Source organism: Shinella sp. OV683, from assembly GCF_057787725.1.
The window spans coordinates 4,748,174-4,763,779 of the sequence record NZ_CM173543.1; the positions used below are offsets into that span (position 1 = coordinate 4,748,174).

The following is a 15,606-nucleotide window of genomic DNA, read 5'->3' on the forward strand; positions in this document are numbered from 1 at the left end:
TCAACCCTTAGCCGTTGTAAGGCAGCAGCTTGGCCCCGACCGGGACGTTGGGGTCGGTCGCATTTTCCGTGACGACATAGTCGAGCGGGAATTTCGAGCCTTCCGCCGCCTTGACCCACTGGGTGCCGATGATCGGGCCCGGCGAGACATTCGGGAACGGACCCGAGGTGAAATCGACCTTGCCGATCATCGTCGTCGTGTTGAGCGTCGACAATGATTTCGCCACCGCATCCTTGCTCTTCGGGTCCGACGCCTTCTTCAGTGCATCGAAGCCCGCGTCGAGCAACGACATGGTGGCACCGAGTTGCTGCGTCCACTGCTTGCCGGACGTTGCCTCATAGCCGTCGGCAAGTTCAGTGCCGCTGACACCGGTCGCTGTCGACTTGTAGGGGAAGGCCTTGTGCCAGTAGGCCGCACTGGCGAGATTGACGCCGAGTTCGCCGAGTGCTTCGACGCCCGAAGGAAACAGGCCTGTCTTGGCGACCTGAACGATCTTGACCTGCTTGTGCAGCCCCTGCTGGGCAGCCTGGCGCCAGAAGGTGGCGAAATCCGGCGGGATCGGGAAGGTGTTGATGATCTCGACGCCTTCCTGCTTGAACTTGGCGATCTGGCTGGAGAAATCGGTGGTGCCGGTTTCATAGGCGCCGGGATCGACGATGGTGAAGCCGTCCTTCTGAAGCAGCGGGGCCAGATGTGCACGGATGGCGTTGCCATCGGCATCGTTGGGATACATGACCCCGACTTTCTTGTTGGTCTCGATCAGATTCCATTGCGAGACATAGGTCTTGTGGAATTCTTCGACGCCGAAGCCGAAGTGGTAGGTCCATTTGAACGGCGACGGCTGGTCAGGCTTGGCGCCACGACCGAAATACCATGCTTCCCAGGGCATCACTGTGGACAGGCACGGAACGCCGGCGGCCTCGCATGCGTCGGAGACCGGGTTGATGGTTTCCGGCGTCGAAATCGCCAGCATCATGTCGATACCCTGGTTGTTGATGAGGTCCTTTGCCAACTGGCCGGCGCGGGACGGGTCTGACTGTGTGTCCTGATCGAGGATCTCGACAGCGTAAGTCTTGCCGCCAATCTCGATGCCCTTCTCGAACGCCTTGCGAGCTAGATCCAGTACATAGCCGTCGGTTTCGCCGAAACCGGCAAGCGGGCCGGTGCGCGGGCTGATGAAACCGATCTTCAATGTGTCCGCCGCAAAGGCCGGTTTGACGCCGAGCGCAACCGCCGCCGTCAGCGCACCGGTCGCCGCCATCAGTTCGCGGCGGGTAATACCGCCTTTTTGTCTGATATCATTGGTCATGAACATTCCTCCCGTTGTTGAACCCCATGCGCCGTCCGACTTGGTGTCAGATCGGGTAGTCTCCCGGCTGCGACGACAACGTGATCCACCTGAGTTCGGTGAATTCATCGAGTGCCGCCGCACCGCCGAATTTTCCATAGCCACTCGCCTTGACGCCGCCGAAGGGCATCTGAGGCTCGTCTCCGACCGTTGCCGAATTGATGTGGCAAATGCCGGATTCTATGCGTCGCGCCACATCCATCGCCCGGCCGATATCGCGACCGAAGACGGCACCCGAGAGCCCGTAGTCGCAATCATTGGCGATGGTGATGGCTTCCTCGACATCGGCGACCCGAATGATTGCCGCGACCGGTCCAAAACTCTCTTCTCGATAGAGCCGCATCGGCCGCGTCACGTGGTCGACGATGGCGGCATCCATCAGCGCATCGTGGTTTTCGCCGCCGGTCAGCAGTTCGGCACCCTTGGCGACCGCGTCCTCGATCAGCAGCCTGACGCGCCGCGCCGATTCCGCCGTGATCAGGCTGCCGAGCGGAAATTGCGGCATGCCGGGGTCGCCCGCCTTCAGCGTCCTTACCTTGGCGAGAAAGCGGGCGACGAATTCATCGGCCACCGCGTCCATGACGATAATGCGCTCCGTCGACATGCAAATCTGGCCCTGGTTGAAGAAGGCACCGAAGGCGGCCGCCTTCACCGCCTCATCAAGATCCGCATCGTCGAGCACCACGAAAGCCGCCTTGCCGCCGAGTTCGAGCAGGCAACGCTTGAGATAGCGGCCGGCGGTTTGGGCAATGACCCGCCCGACTCGCGTCGAGCCGGTGAAATTGATGCGGCGGATCACCGGATGGGCGATCAGCGCCTCGACGAGGGCAGCGGCATCGGCCGGCGCATTCGACAGGATGTTGACGACGCCTGCCGGGAAGCCGGCATCGGTGAGCACGTCGCCGAGCATGCGATGTGTCGCCGGGCAGAGTTCGGAAGCCTTGAACACGACGGTGTTGCCGCAACCCAGCGCCATGGCGATCGAGCGAACCCCGAGAATGATCGGCGCATTCCACGGCGGGATGGCTAAACAGACGCCGGCTGGCTGACGTACGGCGAACGACGTCATCCCTGGGCGATTGGCAGGAATGATCGAGCCGGTGACCTGCGTGGTCATTGCTGCCGCATCGAGAAAGACCTGGCTTCCGAGGCGGATATTGAACGCGCACCATTGCGGCGTCGCCCCGGTCTCGGCCATCATTGCAGCGGAGATTTCGGGCGCCCGTTCGGCCAACAGTTCGGCAGCTCTCTCGAGCAGTGACCGGCGAAAGCCGGGGGCCGTCGCAGCCCAATCCGGGAATGCGGCAGCGGCGGCGTTTGCGGCAGCGGCGGCATCTTCAAGACTCGCGGCGGCGGCCGTGGTTACCACTGCGCCGGTGACTGGACTGGTACGCTCGAATGTGGCCGAGGTGGAGGAATTCCGGTCCATGCCGCCAATCAACAGCCCAACCTGCAACTGCCGCGTTCCGGCAGGCGGGTTGGCCGCCGCTTGAGCGCGATCTTGCTGTGAAATAGCGGAAACGGATGCCATTGTTGCCTCCTCCCAAAGGCATGTTGGCTACAGACTATTCCTTGCTCTTTGAATATGAATGTGATTTTCTGGTAATCACTTGTCATTTTATGGCGTAGCACCAGCCCACTGGGACAGGAAACGGACTCTCGTGCACAACGACGCTGCCGTCCATCACGATGCGCGAGGCGAAACGATCGACCCCGCGATCAGCCGTCGGACCATCCGCATTGGCCGAGCGCCGCAGCGCTGGTTTCACCATGTCCTCTATGTCTCCGGCGGTGCGGTCGGCCTGACCATCGGCGAAGCGACGATCTCCATCCATGGGCCGGCGCTTGCCTTCTTCCCGCCCTCGGATGGCGAGAGCCTGACGATATCGGCCGGCACACATGGCTATCTCGTCGGTGTGTCGCCGGAGATCATGGGCGAGGCGATCGGCGACCATGCGGAATCGCCGTCGCTCCGGCTGTATTCCGGCAGCTTTTCACTAACGGACACGCTGGAAGGCGCTGTCATCCGCGAGCTGACATCCCTGTTCACCGGCTTCATTTCCGAACTGCAGCAGGAAGGACGCGCCTCGCGCATGGCTATCTCGGCCTATATGCGGCTGATCCTGATGTGTGCCTGGCGCGTCAGCGGCACAGACGAGACGGCAGCGACGCCGAGCGGCACCGGGCCGATCCTGCAACGCTTCCGGCAATCGGTGGAGATGAACTACCGGCTGCGGCGTCCGATCAGCGCCTATGCCACCGAACTCGGCATTTCGGCCGACCGGCTGCATGCCATCTGCCAACGGACGCTGTCGCGCTCGCCGATCGAGCTTGTCCATGACCGGCTGCTGCAGGAGGCAAAGCTGAGGCTGGAGCGCGCAGCACACAGCGTCCAGGACATTTCCTATAGTCTCGGCTTTCGCGATCCTGCCAATTTCAGCCATTTCTTCAAACGCAAGACCGGTATTTCGCCGGCTAAATATCGTTCGCTTGCTGCGGACAATACGGCGATGCACAGCCTGACAACATCGTCGGGCTATTCCGACTGGCCTTGAAAGAATGCCCCTCATCCGGCTGCCGCTACATCACCGGCGGCGCCGTCGATTCCCGCAGCACCAGTTCCACAGGCCAGATCTCGCTATGATTGGAGACATCGCGCCCGCCCAGCAATTGCAGCAGGATATCGCCGATGCGAATGCCTGCCTCGCGCATCGACGAGCGCGTGGTCGAGACCGTGGGCACCATGTTGTCGGCATTGATGTAGTTGAAGACGTCGTCGTGGGCGATCAGCGAGATATCGCGACCCAATGCCAGGCCAGCCGAGCGCACCGCCCGCATGACGCCCAGCGCCGTCATCATCGAGCCGGCCAGCACCGCCGTCGGCGGCTCGCTGAGGCTGAGAAAATCCTGCATCGAGCGATAGCCGACATCATCGATGAAGGCGCCGTTGGTGATCAGTTCCTCACGCACAGCGATGTTTCGCTCGCGGAGCGCCTTGCGATAGCCCTGCTCGCGATGCTCGGCGAAAATATCGCCCTTGCCGCCGTTGATCATGGCAATGGAGCGGTGGCCGATATCGAGCAGGTAGGACGTGGCGCGGTAGATCGCACCGAAATTGTCGATGTCGATCCAGGGGAAACCGCCGTTCTCGCCGCCGCGGCCGTGGACGATAAACGGCATCTTCAGCCTCTTGAGGAAATCCATGCGTGGATCATCCATCGTCGGCGTATGCAGGATCACAGCATCGACGCGCTTGGAGGCCGCAAGCCGCTGGTAGGCGACCAACTCTCCTTCCCTGTCCTCGACCACGGTGATCAGAATGTCGATCTGGCGCGTTTCCAGCCGGCTGCCGAGCCCGGCCATGAATTCCGTCGTATTCGGATCAAAGCCGTGGCCCTCGCGCAGCACGATGCCGACTGCGCCGGCGCGTCCAGTCGCAAGGCCCGCCGCCGAGCGATTCGGATGATAGCCGAGTTCGTTGGCGAGCTTGAGGATGCGCTGACGCGTCTCCTGCTTGACCTCCGGATATCCGGAAAGCGCCCGGCTGACGGTGGTCTGGCTCATGCCAATCGATTTCGCGAATTCTTTCAGGTTCATGAGCGCTACAATCACTCCTCCAGGATTGCCCGATCAAAGCAGCCCCCCGCCGCTTCCAATCTTCCGCATGGGAGATGATAGCGCAAACAATAGAAAATTGAAAGCGCCATCAATTTTAAACTTTGAACATGACCCTAGATGGCTGTCGCGCAACCGCCTGCGGGTACCGCCGACATGCAGATTCATCCTTGGTTATGCCACTGATATATATTGGTTTCGTTCAATTCACCTTGATCGTAATCGTTTCCGGAATGCTCGCGATTCGAATAGGGCTTGACTTTTGCCCGTGAAACACGTTTATTCATTTAAAGCGCTTTCAAATCGGGAGGACGATTTTCGAAAGACTGAATTCCGATTGACGCTTTGCAGACGGCCGCTCTCCGCAACCCTGGGCGGCCAAAACATATTCCAGATCCACGGGAGGATTATCGGATGAAGAAATCACTTTTGATGGGCGTTGCCGCCCTCGCTTTGTTTGCAGGCGCTGCACATGCGGCCGACCTCAAGTTCAAGCCGGGCGAGGAAGCCCGCTTCAACTGGGCAAGCTACGAAGAATTCAAAAAAGGCCACGACATGAAGGGCCAGACGCTGACGATCTTCGGACCGTGGCGTGGCGACGACGAAACACTGGCGCTGTCGATGCTTGCCTATTTCGAAGATGCCACCGGCATCAAGGTCAAGTACTCCTCGTCTGAGAACTACGAGCAGCAGATCGTCATCGACACGCAGGCGGGCAGCCCGCCTGACATCGCGATCCTGCCGCAGCCCGGCCTGCTGGCCGACCTAGCTTCCAAGGGTTTCCTCGTCGATCTCGGCGACAAGGACGCTGCCTGGATCAAGGAAAATTACGCGGCCGGCGATAGCTGGGTCAGCCTCGGAAGCTACAACGGCAAGGATGGCGCCTCGCACTTCTTTGCTTTCCCCTACAAGGCCGACGTGAAGTCGCTGGTCTGGTATTCGCCTGAAAACTTCGAAGACGCCGGCTATAAAGTTCCAAAGACCATGGAGGAACTCAAGGCGTTGACCGAGAAGATCGCCGCCGACGGCGGCAAGGCCTGGTGCATCGGGCTCGGTTCGGGCGGCGCAACCGGCTGGCCGGCGACCGACTGGGTCGAAGACATGATGCTGCGCACGCAGACGCCTGACGTCTACGACAAGTGGGTCAAGAACGAAATTCCGTTCAACGATCCGGCCGTGATCGGCGCCATCGACGAGTTCGGCTGGTTTGCCAAGAACGACAAGTTTGTTGACGGTGGCGCTGCAGCGGTTGCCTCGACCGACTTCCGCGACAGCCCGAAGGGTCTCTTCACCTCGCCGCCGAAGTGCTACATGCATCATCAGGCTTCGTTCATTCCGTCGTTCTTCCCGGAAGGCACCAAGCTCGGCGAGGATGCCGACTTCTTCTACCTGCCGCCTTATGCTTCCAAGCCCGAACTCGGCAATCCAGTTCTCGGTGCAGGCACGCTGGTGTCGATCACCAAGGACACCCCGGCAGCACGCGCATTCATCGAATGGCTGGAAACGCCAATTGCACACGAAGTGTGGATGGCCCAGACAAGCTTCCTGACACCTTACAAGAAAGTCAATCCGGACGCCTATTCGAATGCGCCTTCCAAGAAAATGGGCGAGATCCTGACCAGCGCCACCACCTTCCGGTTTGACGGTTCCGACCTGATGCCCGGCAAGATCGGTGCCGGTGCGTTCTGGACCGGCATGGTCGACTATGTCGGTGGCAAGCCGACGGCCGACGTGACGGCGGCTATCCAGAAGGCCTGGGACGAAATCAAGTAATGCCTTTTGGCGGGGATGGACACATCCCCGCCGCTCTGGCCATATTCGTGAGCGCATGTTTCGTGTGCGCCATACCAATCATTTGTGCTCGCTAGAAAGCGCATCGTTTTAACCGGGGAGGGGACAAGCCATGCAGCAGTTACTATATGCCATCGTGACGATGATCGGGGGTGTTCTGGGGTGTGCCGCGTATTTCTACGGCAGCAACCTCGTTCTCGATACGATCTATTCCTCCAAGGCCGCCAACACCAAGATCGCCGCGCAGAACATCCGCCGGGCAGCCCTGATCCGTCCTTGGCTTTTCCTCGGCCCGGCGCTGATCGCGCTGGTGCTCTATCTCGTCTATCCCGTGGTTGAATCGCTGCGTCTGTCCTTCATGGACAAGGGCGGCCTGAACTATGTGGGTTTCAAGAACTACATCTGGATGTTCAGCGACTCGCAGTTCCGGGAGTCGATTTTCAACAATTTCCTCTGGCTGCTGGTCGTGCCGGCTGCGGCAACATTCTTCGGCCTCGTCATCGCCGTGCTGACGGACCGTATCTGGTGGGGCAACATCGCCAAATCGCTGATCTTCATGCCGATGGCGATTTCCTTCGTCGGCGCCGCAGTCATCTGGAAATTCGTCTACGACTACCGTGACATCAACACGGCCCAGATCGGTATCCTCAATGCCATCGTCGTCTGGTTCGGCGGCGATCCGCAGGCCTGGATCACCATCCCCTTCTGGAACAATTTCTTCCTGATGGCGATCCTGGTGTGGATCCAGACGGGCTTTGCCATGGTCATCCTGTCGGCTGCGCTGCGCGGTATTCCGGAGGAGACCATCGAAGCCGCCGTCATCGATGGTGCAAACGGTTTCCAGATCTTCTTCAAGATCATGATTCCGCAGATCTGGGGCACGATCGCCGTCGTCTGGACCACCATCACTATCCTGGTGCTCAAGGTCTTCGACATCGTGCTGGCCATGACCAATGGCCAATGGAATAGCCAGGTGCTGGCAAACCTGATGTTCGACTGGATGTTCCGCGGTGGCGGCGATTTCGGCCGAGGGGCGGCGATTGCCATCGTCATCATGGTGCTGGTGGTCCCGATCATGATCTGGAACATCCGCAATGCGCGCAAAGAGATGGAGGGACGCTGATGTTTTCCAATAAACGCTCTCCCCTTCTCTGGGTCGTGCATCTTTCGGTGCTGCTGCTGGTCATTCTCTGGACCTTGCCCACTGCCGGCCTGCTGATCTCATCGTTCCGCGACAAGAACCAGTTGGCCATATCCGGCTGGTGGACGGCGCTCTCGACCTCGACCCAGAATGTGATTTTCCGGGCTCCAGGCGCGGATGCGCAGGTCGAAAAGGACGGCAAGTTCATCATTTCCGGCAATGTGCTGGAAGCGCGCGGCGGCAATGTCGGCCCTTGGGGTATCAATGTCGCCACCGCGACCGCCAACCAGCCAGGCGCAACTACCGACCTCAAGGACGGTGCAAAGCTGACGGTGCAGGCCAATGGTGATTTCCAGATCGTCTCGGACAAGAAGATCGAGGAAGGCCGCGGCCAGCGCATCTTCTTTACCGCAGAAATTCCGCCACGTTTTACCCTTGAGAACTACGGCGAGGTGCTCACCGCCCAAGGCATCGGCGCCTCGTTCATCAATTCGCTGACGGTGGCCATTCCCTCGACCGTGATCCCGATCCTCGTCGCGGCATTCGCTGCCTATGCGCTCGCCTGGATGAAGTTTCCCGGCCGCGCACTGATTATCGCAGCCGTGGTCGGCCTGCTGGTCGTGCCGCTGCAGATGTCGCTGATTCCTCTGCTCAGGTTCTACAATGGCGTCAGCACCATCTTCGGGGTGCCGCCCAAGACCTATCTCGGCATATGGCTGGCGCATACCGGGTTCGGCCTGCCACTGGCGATCTACCTGCTGCGCAACTACATGGCCGGCCTGCCCCGCGAAGTGATGGAATCGGCGCGGGTCGACGGCGCCAGCGACTTCGAGATCTTCATCAAGATCATCCTGCCGCTCTCCTTCCCTGCCTTGGCTTCGTTTGCGATCTTCCAGTTCCTGTGGACCTGGAACGACCTGCTCGTCGCCATGGTCTTCTTGGGAACGGGCAATGAGGAACTGGTGCTGACAGGACGACTGGTCAACCTGCTGGGCTCGCGCGGCGGCAACTGGGAAATCCTGACGGCCTCTGCCTTCATTACCATCATCGTGCCGTTGCTGGTGTTCTTCTCGCTGCAGCGCTACCTGGTGCGCGGACTACTGACCGGTTCGGTGAAGTGATCCGTCTGTAAAACATATGAAACTGGGAATGCCGGCTTCGGCATTCCAATGACACTATCTAAGAGAATGCGACAATGGCGAATGAGATTTCAAATTCCGTAGACAAGGACTGGTGGCGCGGCGCGCTGATCTATCAGATCTACCCGCGCTCCTACCAGGATTCCAACGATGACGGAATCGGCGACCTCAAGGGCATCACCGCCCGGCTCGGCCATATCGCCGCGATCGGCGCCGACGCAATCTGGATTTCGCCGTTTTTCACTTCGCCGATGAAGGACTTCGGCTACGACGTCTCGGACTACTGCGATGTCGATCCGATCTTCGGCGTGCTGGCCGATTTCGACGCCCTGATCGCCGAGGCCCACCGGCTCGGTATCAAGGTGATGATCGATCTAGTGCTGTCGCACACTTCGGACCTGCATCCGTGGTTCGTCGAGAGTCGCTCCTCGCGCAGCAACCCGAAGGCGGACTGGTATGTCTGGGCCGACCCGAAGCCGGACGGTACGCCACCTAACAATTGGCTGTCGATCTTCGGCGGCTCGGCCTGGCAATGGGATTCGCGGCGGCTGCAATATTACCTGCACAACTTCCTGACCTCGCAGCCGGATCTCAATTTCCACTGCCCGGACGTGCAGGAAGCATTGCTTGCGGTCACACACTTCTGGCTGACGCGCGGCGTCGATGGCTTCCGCCTCGATACGATCAACTTCTATGTCCATGACAAGCAACTCAGGGACAATCCGGCATTGGCGCCTGCTGAACGCAATGCCACGACGGCACCGGCCGTCAATCCCTATAACCATCAGCTGCATCTCTACGACAAGAGCCAGCCCGAGAACCTTGAATTCCTCAAGCGCTTCCGCACCGTGCTCGACGAATTCCCGGCGATTGCCGCTGTCGGCGAGGTCGGCGATTCCCAGCGCGGCCTGGAGATTGCCGGCGAATACACATCCGGCGGCGACAAGGTGCATATGTGCTATGCCTTCGAATTCCTGGCGCCCGATCCGCTGACACCTAAATTCGTTCGCGACACGCAGGAGAAATTCGGACGCGTCGCATCTGACGGCTGGGCCTGCTGGGCGTTTTCCAACCATGACGTTGTGCGCCACATCAGCCGCTGGGGCGCCGGCGTCACTGACCATATCGCGCATGGCAAGATGCTTGCGGGACTGCTGATGAGCCTGCGCGGCTCGGTCTGCATCTACCAGGGCGAGGAACTCGGCCTTGAAGAAGCCGATCTTGCCTATGAAGACCTTCAGGATCCGTATGGCATCCAGTTCTGGCCCGACTTCAAGGGCCGCGATGGCTGCCGCACACCGATGGTGTGGAGTGGCACCGAGAAGAATGGCGGCTTTTCCGAAGCCAAGCCGTGGCTGCCGGTCCCCGCGGCGCACTTGCCGCGCGCCGTGGATATCGAGGAGGCCGATGCCGGCTCGCTGCTCAATCACTACAAGGCGTTCGTCGCCTTTCGCAAGAAGCATCCGGCGCTCGCCAAGGGCGACATTACATTCGAGATCGCTGATGAAAATGTGCTTGCCTTCACCCGCAAGCATGGCAATGAAATCTTGCTCTGCGTCTTCAACATGACGGAGAACAAAGCTACCGCAAAGCTCCCCGAAGGCGATTGGGAGACGCTTGACGATCAGGTCTTTGCGGCCGAGATCAATGGAAGAAACGTCAACCTGCCGGGCTGGGGCGCCTATTTCGCCCGCAGGACCCAAGGGAAAAAGTGAGGAGGGAAAGCATGTCTGGGGTTGTTCTCAAGGATATCAAGAAGTCCTATGGCGCGGTCCACGTGATCCATGGCGTCGACCTGCAAGTCGAAAAGGGCGAGTTCATCGTCTTCGTCGGACCGTCGGGTTGCGGCAAGTCGACATTGCTCCGGATGATCGCCGGGCTCGAAGACATCACGTCGGGCGAGATGTTCATCGACGGCGAGCAGGTCAACGACACGCCGCCCTCCAAGCGTGGCATTGCCATGGTGTTCCAATCTTATGCGCTTTACCCGCATATGACGGTCTATGACAACATGGCCTTCGGTATGCGCATCGCCAAGCAGCCGCAGGAAGAGATCGACAAGCGCGTCCGCGCCGCCGCCGACATCCTGCAGCTTGGCCCCTATCTCGACCGCTTGCCGAAGGCGCTTTCGGGCGGCCAGCGCCAGCGTGTCGCCATCGGCCGCGCCATCGTGCGCAATCCGAAGGTCTTCCTGTTCGACGAACCGCTGTCCAATCTCGATGCAGCACTCAGGGTGCAGACCCGCATCGAGATCGCCAAATTGCATGAATCGATAGCGGACGCGATCATGATCTACGTCACCCATGACCAGGTCGAGGCAATGACGCTCGCCGACCGTATCGTGGTGCTGAATGCCGGCCGCATCGAACAAGTCGGCTCACCGCTCGAACTCTATGACAACCCGCAATCGCTGTTCGTCGCGGGCTTCATCGGCTCGCCGAAGATGAACCTCCTGAATGGCAAGAATGCCGCTGCCTTCAATTGCGAGACAGTGGGCGTGCGGCCCGAGCACCTCGATATCGTCGCGAGCGGCGGCCAATGGACCGGAACAGTGATCCACACCGAAAAGCTCGGCGCCGACAGCTTCCTTTATCTCGATGTCGGCATGGATGAACCGATGACGGTGCGCGAGGACGGCACAACCAAATACAACACCGGCGACACGGTTTCGGTGAAAGCCGAAGACGGCAAGATCCATCGCTTCGGCAAGGATGGACGCCCGGTCGCGGCGTAATTCACTTCAGGCTCGGACCGCTCAATATCCGATCTCCTCCCGGCAGCCCGGGCCGCCCTCCCCCAAGGGGGAGGGATTTTTGCGACGAAGATTGCCTTCAGTCCTCTTCCAGGACTGATTTTTGAGCCTCCAGAAGCTTTATTAACCTCCCAATTTCCCTAGGACCCATCTCGCCTTTTGTCAGAAGCCGCACGGAAGTATCGTGACCAAGTTTGTTGCGCATCCATTCTATCTCACCCGCTTCTGCGGGCTTACCGCCTTCGCCTTGTTCTCTGTCGAACGTAAACGATACACTCTCTCTTTGCTGTTCCTGATATCGGCCCACCACAAGGACTTCCGCCATGGGTATTCCTGTCTGGCTGCCTTCAATAGCTATCCATTTGCCATCGGGAGAAACCTGTCGCACGCGCCTGGGCGTGGCGAATTGCAGTACGCCTTGAGACTCCCACTGAACTAGGTCATTGATACTAGCGCCTCCGTACTGCGACATATCTTGCGAAGTTTTCTCTAGCCGTTTGTCGCCTCGAGACTTGTCTTCATGACTAGCACTGGAATTTAGCTCTTCTACGTAACTCATCGTTTGAAGGAAGGCTTTTGCCGCGGGCCTCACTGCCGTAGGATTAAAACCCTGCCTATTGAGGTAAGTAATTACACCATCTTCCGGAGGAATAGAGACGCCGCTGAAGCGCTCTCTCAAGTCACGGAACAACTCTGGCTCAGACGCCGCCGCTAGCAAATTTTCTCGCCGTTCAGTTTCGTTTTCTGCATGCAAAATCGCTCGTGAACGCTGAGAAACCCGCGTCTCCCCCTTCCCTGCCCGCTCAAGCAGGCCATAGGCCGCGATTGATGCCAACGTTTTACTCGCGGGACCACTTAATGACGTATACCCAAGCAGCTTGACCGCCACTTCCCGATCTACCGGAGACGAGCGATATTGACTTTCAATTTTTGCTACGGCCTCCACCGCCTCACGAAGAGGCAAACTGGGGTAGGAGGGACTTCTAATCGGTTTTGGGGGAGTGTCACTCATTCTCTCTCTCCATTTCACCGTATTCGAGTAACACGACAGCAACAAAATAGCAATTGCCATTACTCCATGACTTGACCGACCGCCAGCACTGAGTCATCATCCAATCGTTCCGCGCGATTCTGGGTAAAACTCTAGGGAGCATGTTGATTTGGAAACCGACCATTAGCCTCTCACGTCAGGTCATCGGCGCTAGAGAGGAGACTAATAAAAAGCCGCCAAATCCGGTAGGACGGATTTGGCGGCTCAGATGACCAAATAATCGATGAGAGGTAGTAACCTCATGCGATCTTTGGCGCGTAGCAACACCACTATCGCATTTTCACTGCCTCTCTTCAAGGTCTCACACCTAAAGAGGAGAGAAAATCAATGGTTTGGGTAAATCCCTACTATCGTTTTCGCTTTGGCAAGTTCGAAGCTGTCTGCGGACATTTTCGCTCTTTGCCCCACCACTAGCCCGACTTACGTCCAGTCTAAAGGTCGAGCTTCGGTTCGGCCCTTAGATCTGGCAATTGTCTAACAGGCCCTTCGTGCGGAACATTCACAAAACTCCTAAACCCGCATCATCTCTTCGAGATACCAGTTGATGTAGCGGAGCTCGATATGCTCCATCGGTGCGATCGGGCCGGGAACGAAGAAGTTCGACTTCACGCCGCGCGATGTGTGTTCGATGATCGCCTTGTCCTCGTCGGTCGTGACCTTCCAGAGCCAGGTGAGCTTGTCGAGATCGTAGTCCTTGCCTTCCTCCGCCTCGCCATTGACGAGCCAGATCAGTTCCATCTCGCATTTGTCGACGGCGATCGGAATGAAACGATAGATCATGCCGTGGTCGGGGTAGCAGACCAGGAAGCTGGTGCCGGCGAGATGGATGGAGGTGACGCCGCCGTCGAAATCGGAAAAACGGCCCATCAGCGGCGCGAGCGCCGAGCCATCCTCGCTGCCGGTCTTGACGCCGTCGTAGAGCGCATAGCGGAAGGCATGGATCGCCTCGGCACCATTGGCCGAATTCTGCCAATGATTGCCGGAGCCGATCTCGATGCCGAGCGAGCAGGTGCGCTCCTCCATCTTGGCATTCATTTCCTCGATCATATGCAGCGGCTTTTCCAGCGCATGAGTCTGGGAATATTCCGGATGGGCGGGACCGCAGTGGTAGCATTCGACATAGTTCTCGACGGCAAGCTTCCAGTTGGCGTCGAGCACATAGGATTGCCGATGCGCGACCTTGGCATTGGCCCAGCCATACTGGCCGGTCGTGGCATGCAACAGGTTTTCGACCTCGGAGAAATCAAGCGGTTCTTCGGCGAAGGAAATGAACACAAGGCCTTCGACGACACGCACATGCAGCTTCTTCAGTCCATGGTCTTCGCGCTTGAAATCCTTGGGCATCAGGCGGGCGGCGCGCAAGGATCCGTCCAAGCTGTAGGTCCAGGCGTGGTAGGGACACACGAAGCCGCGCGCATTGCCCTTGGGCTTGGTGCAGACTTCGGCGCCACGGTGGCGACAGACGTTCAGCATGGCATGAATGGAGCCATCGGCCGCGCGACTGAGGATGACGGCCTCGTTGACCATCTTGAACTGCTCGAAATCGCCCGGATTGGGGATGACGCTTTCATGGGCGATGCAATGCCAATGACGGAAGAACACCCGCTGCATGTCGCGCTCGAAGATTTCCGGATCCATGTAGAATGGCCGTGCCAGGCCATGGCCGGGCTTGTAGTCGGCTACGAGCTGGTCGATGCGGTCGGCGGAATCCGTGCTGACGGATGCTGCGATGGTTTTTGGCATTTGAACACCTCCGAATGGGTTCAGCAGGCGCCGCCGAACGGCGCCGTCTCATGATTACGTGTCTGTTGTATCGGCGCCGGCGGCGAGCATCGCATTGATCTTGCTGCCAGACGCTGCGGCCGAGAACTTCTTGAAACTACCCTCGCCGATAATCGCATCCATCTGTTCGGCGATCGCCGCATGGGTGACCCGCGCGATCATCGAACCGACGGAGATGCGGCGTACGCCCATATCGGCGAAGTCCTTGACCGAGAGCTGGGTGAGCGGGCCGGCAGCCAGAGCATTGACCGGTTTGCTGACCGAGGCGATGACCCGGCGCTGCTCCTCGGGACCGGGTGGCACCGGGATATAGAGTAGGTCGGCACCGGCCTTCTCGAAGGCCTGGATGCGGCGGATACCTTCGGCGAGATCATAGACGCCGTTCATGACGCCATCGGCGCGGGCACAGAGAATGAAGGGTTGCTTGAGCGAGCGGGCAGCATCGGCGGCCGCCTTGATGCGATCGACCGCCAGCTCGAAATCGTAGGCCGGCTTGCCATCGACCATCTGGGTATCTTCGATCGAGCAGCCGGAAAGCCCAGCTTCAGCGGCAAGCCGGATCGTCTCGGCAACACCGTCGGGCGCGTCGGCAAAGCCGTTCTCGAAATCGCCGGAGACAGGCAGCGGGGTCGCCCGGACGATATCTTCGGCATGCTTCAGCGCTTCCTCGCGTGTCACATGGCCCATGTCCGGCCGGCCCAGCGTGAAGGCAAAGCCCGAGCTCGTGGTCGCAAGCGCCTTGGCACCCGCCGCGGCCATCATTCGCGCAGAACCCATATCCCAGGGGTTCGGGATGACGAAACATCCCGACTGGTGAAGAGCATGAAAGGCGTTGTGGCGTTCGGCGAGCATGATCGTCCTCCTACATTTCTATAGGAGTGGTGTAGAGGTGATACTGGCAATTCCTGTCAGGAGGCATGCGGCTCACCGTCTCTTCTCCCCTTGGGGAGAAGGTGGCCCGGAGTGCTCGGCGCAACAAGTTGCGCC

At 59.3% G+C, this 15,606-nt stretch carries 12 protein-coding genes; 6 read left to right on the forward strand and 6 right to left on the reverse strand.

Annotated elements, in window-relative coordinates; all coding sequences use genetic code 11:
• Positions 1 to 7: 7 nt before the first annotated feature.
• Both ACXHRN_RS22970 and ACXHRN_RS22975 read right to left on the reverse strand, forming a co-directional pair.
• On the reverse strand, positions 8 to 1,261 hold the full coding sequence (locus ACXHRN_RS22970; RefSeq protein ID WP_488641992.1) for an ABC transporter substrate-binding protein: 1,254 nt from the start codon (positions 1,259 to 1,261) through the stop codon (positions 8 to 10).
• Positions 1,262 to 1,355: 94 nt separating this feature from the next.
• A complete protein-coding gene (locus tag ACXHRN_RS22975; RefSeq protein WP_488641993.1) occupies positions 1,356 to 2,777 on the reverse strand; it encodes an aldehyde dehydrogenase in 1,422 nt (473 codons plus the stop codon).
• A 232-nt stretch (positions 2,778 to 3,009) separates the two neighbouring features.
• On the opposite strand from ACXHRN_RS22975, the gene ACXHRN_RS22980 reads away from it, so the two are divergent.
• Positions 3,010 to 3,903, forward strand: coding sequence for an AraC family transcriptional regulator (locus ACXHRN_RS22980; protein WP_488638600.1), 894 nt, complete (start codon positions 3,010 to 3,012; stop codon positions 3,901 to 3,903).
• A 25-nt stretch (positions 3,904 to 3,928) separates the two neighbouring features.
• Here the strand turns inward: ACXHRN_RS22980 and ACXHRN_RS22985 are convergent, their stop codons facing one another.
• Entirely contained in the window at positions 3,929 to 4,945 is a 1,017-nt protein-coding gene (locus ACXHRN_RS22985; protein ID WP_488638601.1) for a LacI family DNA-binding transcriptional regulator, read from the reverse strand.
• 432 nt (positions 4,946 to 5,377) lie between these two features.
• Between ACXHRN_RS22985 and ACXHRN_RS22990 the strand changes: the two genes are divergently transcribed.
• The 5 genes from ACXHRN_RS22990 (at position 5,378) to ACXHRN_RS23010 (ending at position 11,768) form a co-directional block, all read left to right on the forward strand.
• The gene (locus tag ACXHRN_RS22990) at positions 5,378 to 6,736 is read left to right on the forward strand and encodes an ABC transporter substrate-binding protein (RefSeq protein WP_488638602.1); all 1,359 of its coding nucleotides are present in this window, start codon (positions 5,378 to 5,380) and stop codon (positions 6,734 to 6,736) included.
• Between the two features lie 130 nt (positions 6,737 to 6,866).
• Positions 6,867 to 7,877 carry a carbohydrate ABC transporter permease gene (locus ACXHRN_RS22995; RefSeq protein ID WP_488638603.1) on the forward strand — a complete coding sequence of 337 codons (1,011 nt, stop codon included), beginning with the start codon at positions 6,867 to 6,869 and terminating at the stop codon, positions 7,875 to 7,877.
• Positions 7,877 to 9,016 (forward strand): carbohydrate ABC transporter permease, encoded by a 1,140-nt coding sequence (locus tag ACXHRN_RS23000; RefSeq protein ID WP_488638604.1) that lies wholly within the window; start codon positions 7,877 to 7,879, stop codon positions 9,014 to 9,016. Before ACXHRN_RS22995 ends, ACXHRN_RS23000 begins: the two co-directional genes overlap by 1 nt.
• A gap of 74 nt (positions 9,017 to 9,090) precedes the next feature.
• Positions 9,091 to 10,749, forward strand: a complete 1,659-nt coding sequence (gene bglA / locus ACXHRN_RS23005; protein ID WP_488638605.1) for a beta-galactosidase BglA — start codon at positions 9,091 to 9,093, stop codon at positions 10,747 to 10,749.
• 11 nt (positions 10,750 to 10,760) lie between these two features.
• A complete protein-coding gene (locus ACXHRN_RS23010) occupies positions 10,761 to 11,768 on the forward strand; it encodes an ABC transporter ATP-binding protein (RefSeq protein ID WP_488638606.1) in 1,008 nt (335 codons plus the stop codon).
• 97 nt (positions 11,769 to 11,865) lie between these two features.
• Here ACXHRN_RS23010 and ACXHRN_RS23015 read toward each other — a convergent pair whose 3' ends face one another.
• From ACXHRN_RS23015 to ACXHRN_RS23025, 3 genes are all read right to left on the reverse strand, one after another.
• Positions 11,866 to 12,798 (reverse strand): hypothetical protein, encoded by a 933-nt coding sequence (locus ACXHRN_RS23015; RefSeq protein ID WP_488638607.1) that lies wholly within the window; start codon positions 12,796 to 12,798, stop codon positions 11,866 to 11,868.
• A 549-nt stretch (positions 12,799 to 13,347) separates the two neighbouring features.
• Complete coding sequence (locus tag ACXHRN_RS23020) at positions 13,348 to 14,580, reverse strand: aromatic ring-hydroxylating oxygenase subunit alpha (protein ID WP_488638608.1); 1,233 nt, start codon at positions 14,578 to 14,580, stop codon at positions 13,348 to 13,350.
• Positions 14,581 to 14,634: 54 nt separating this feature from the next.
• Entirely contained in the window at positions 14,635 to 15,471 is an 837-nt protein-coding gene (locus ACXHRN_RS23025; protein WP_488638609.1) for an isocitrate lyase/PEP mutase family protein, read from the reverse strand.
• Positions 15,472 to 15,606: the final 135 nt, after the last annotated feature.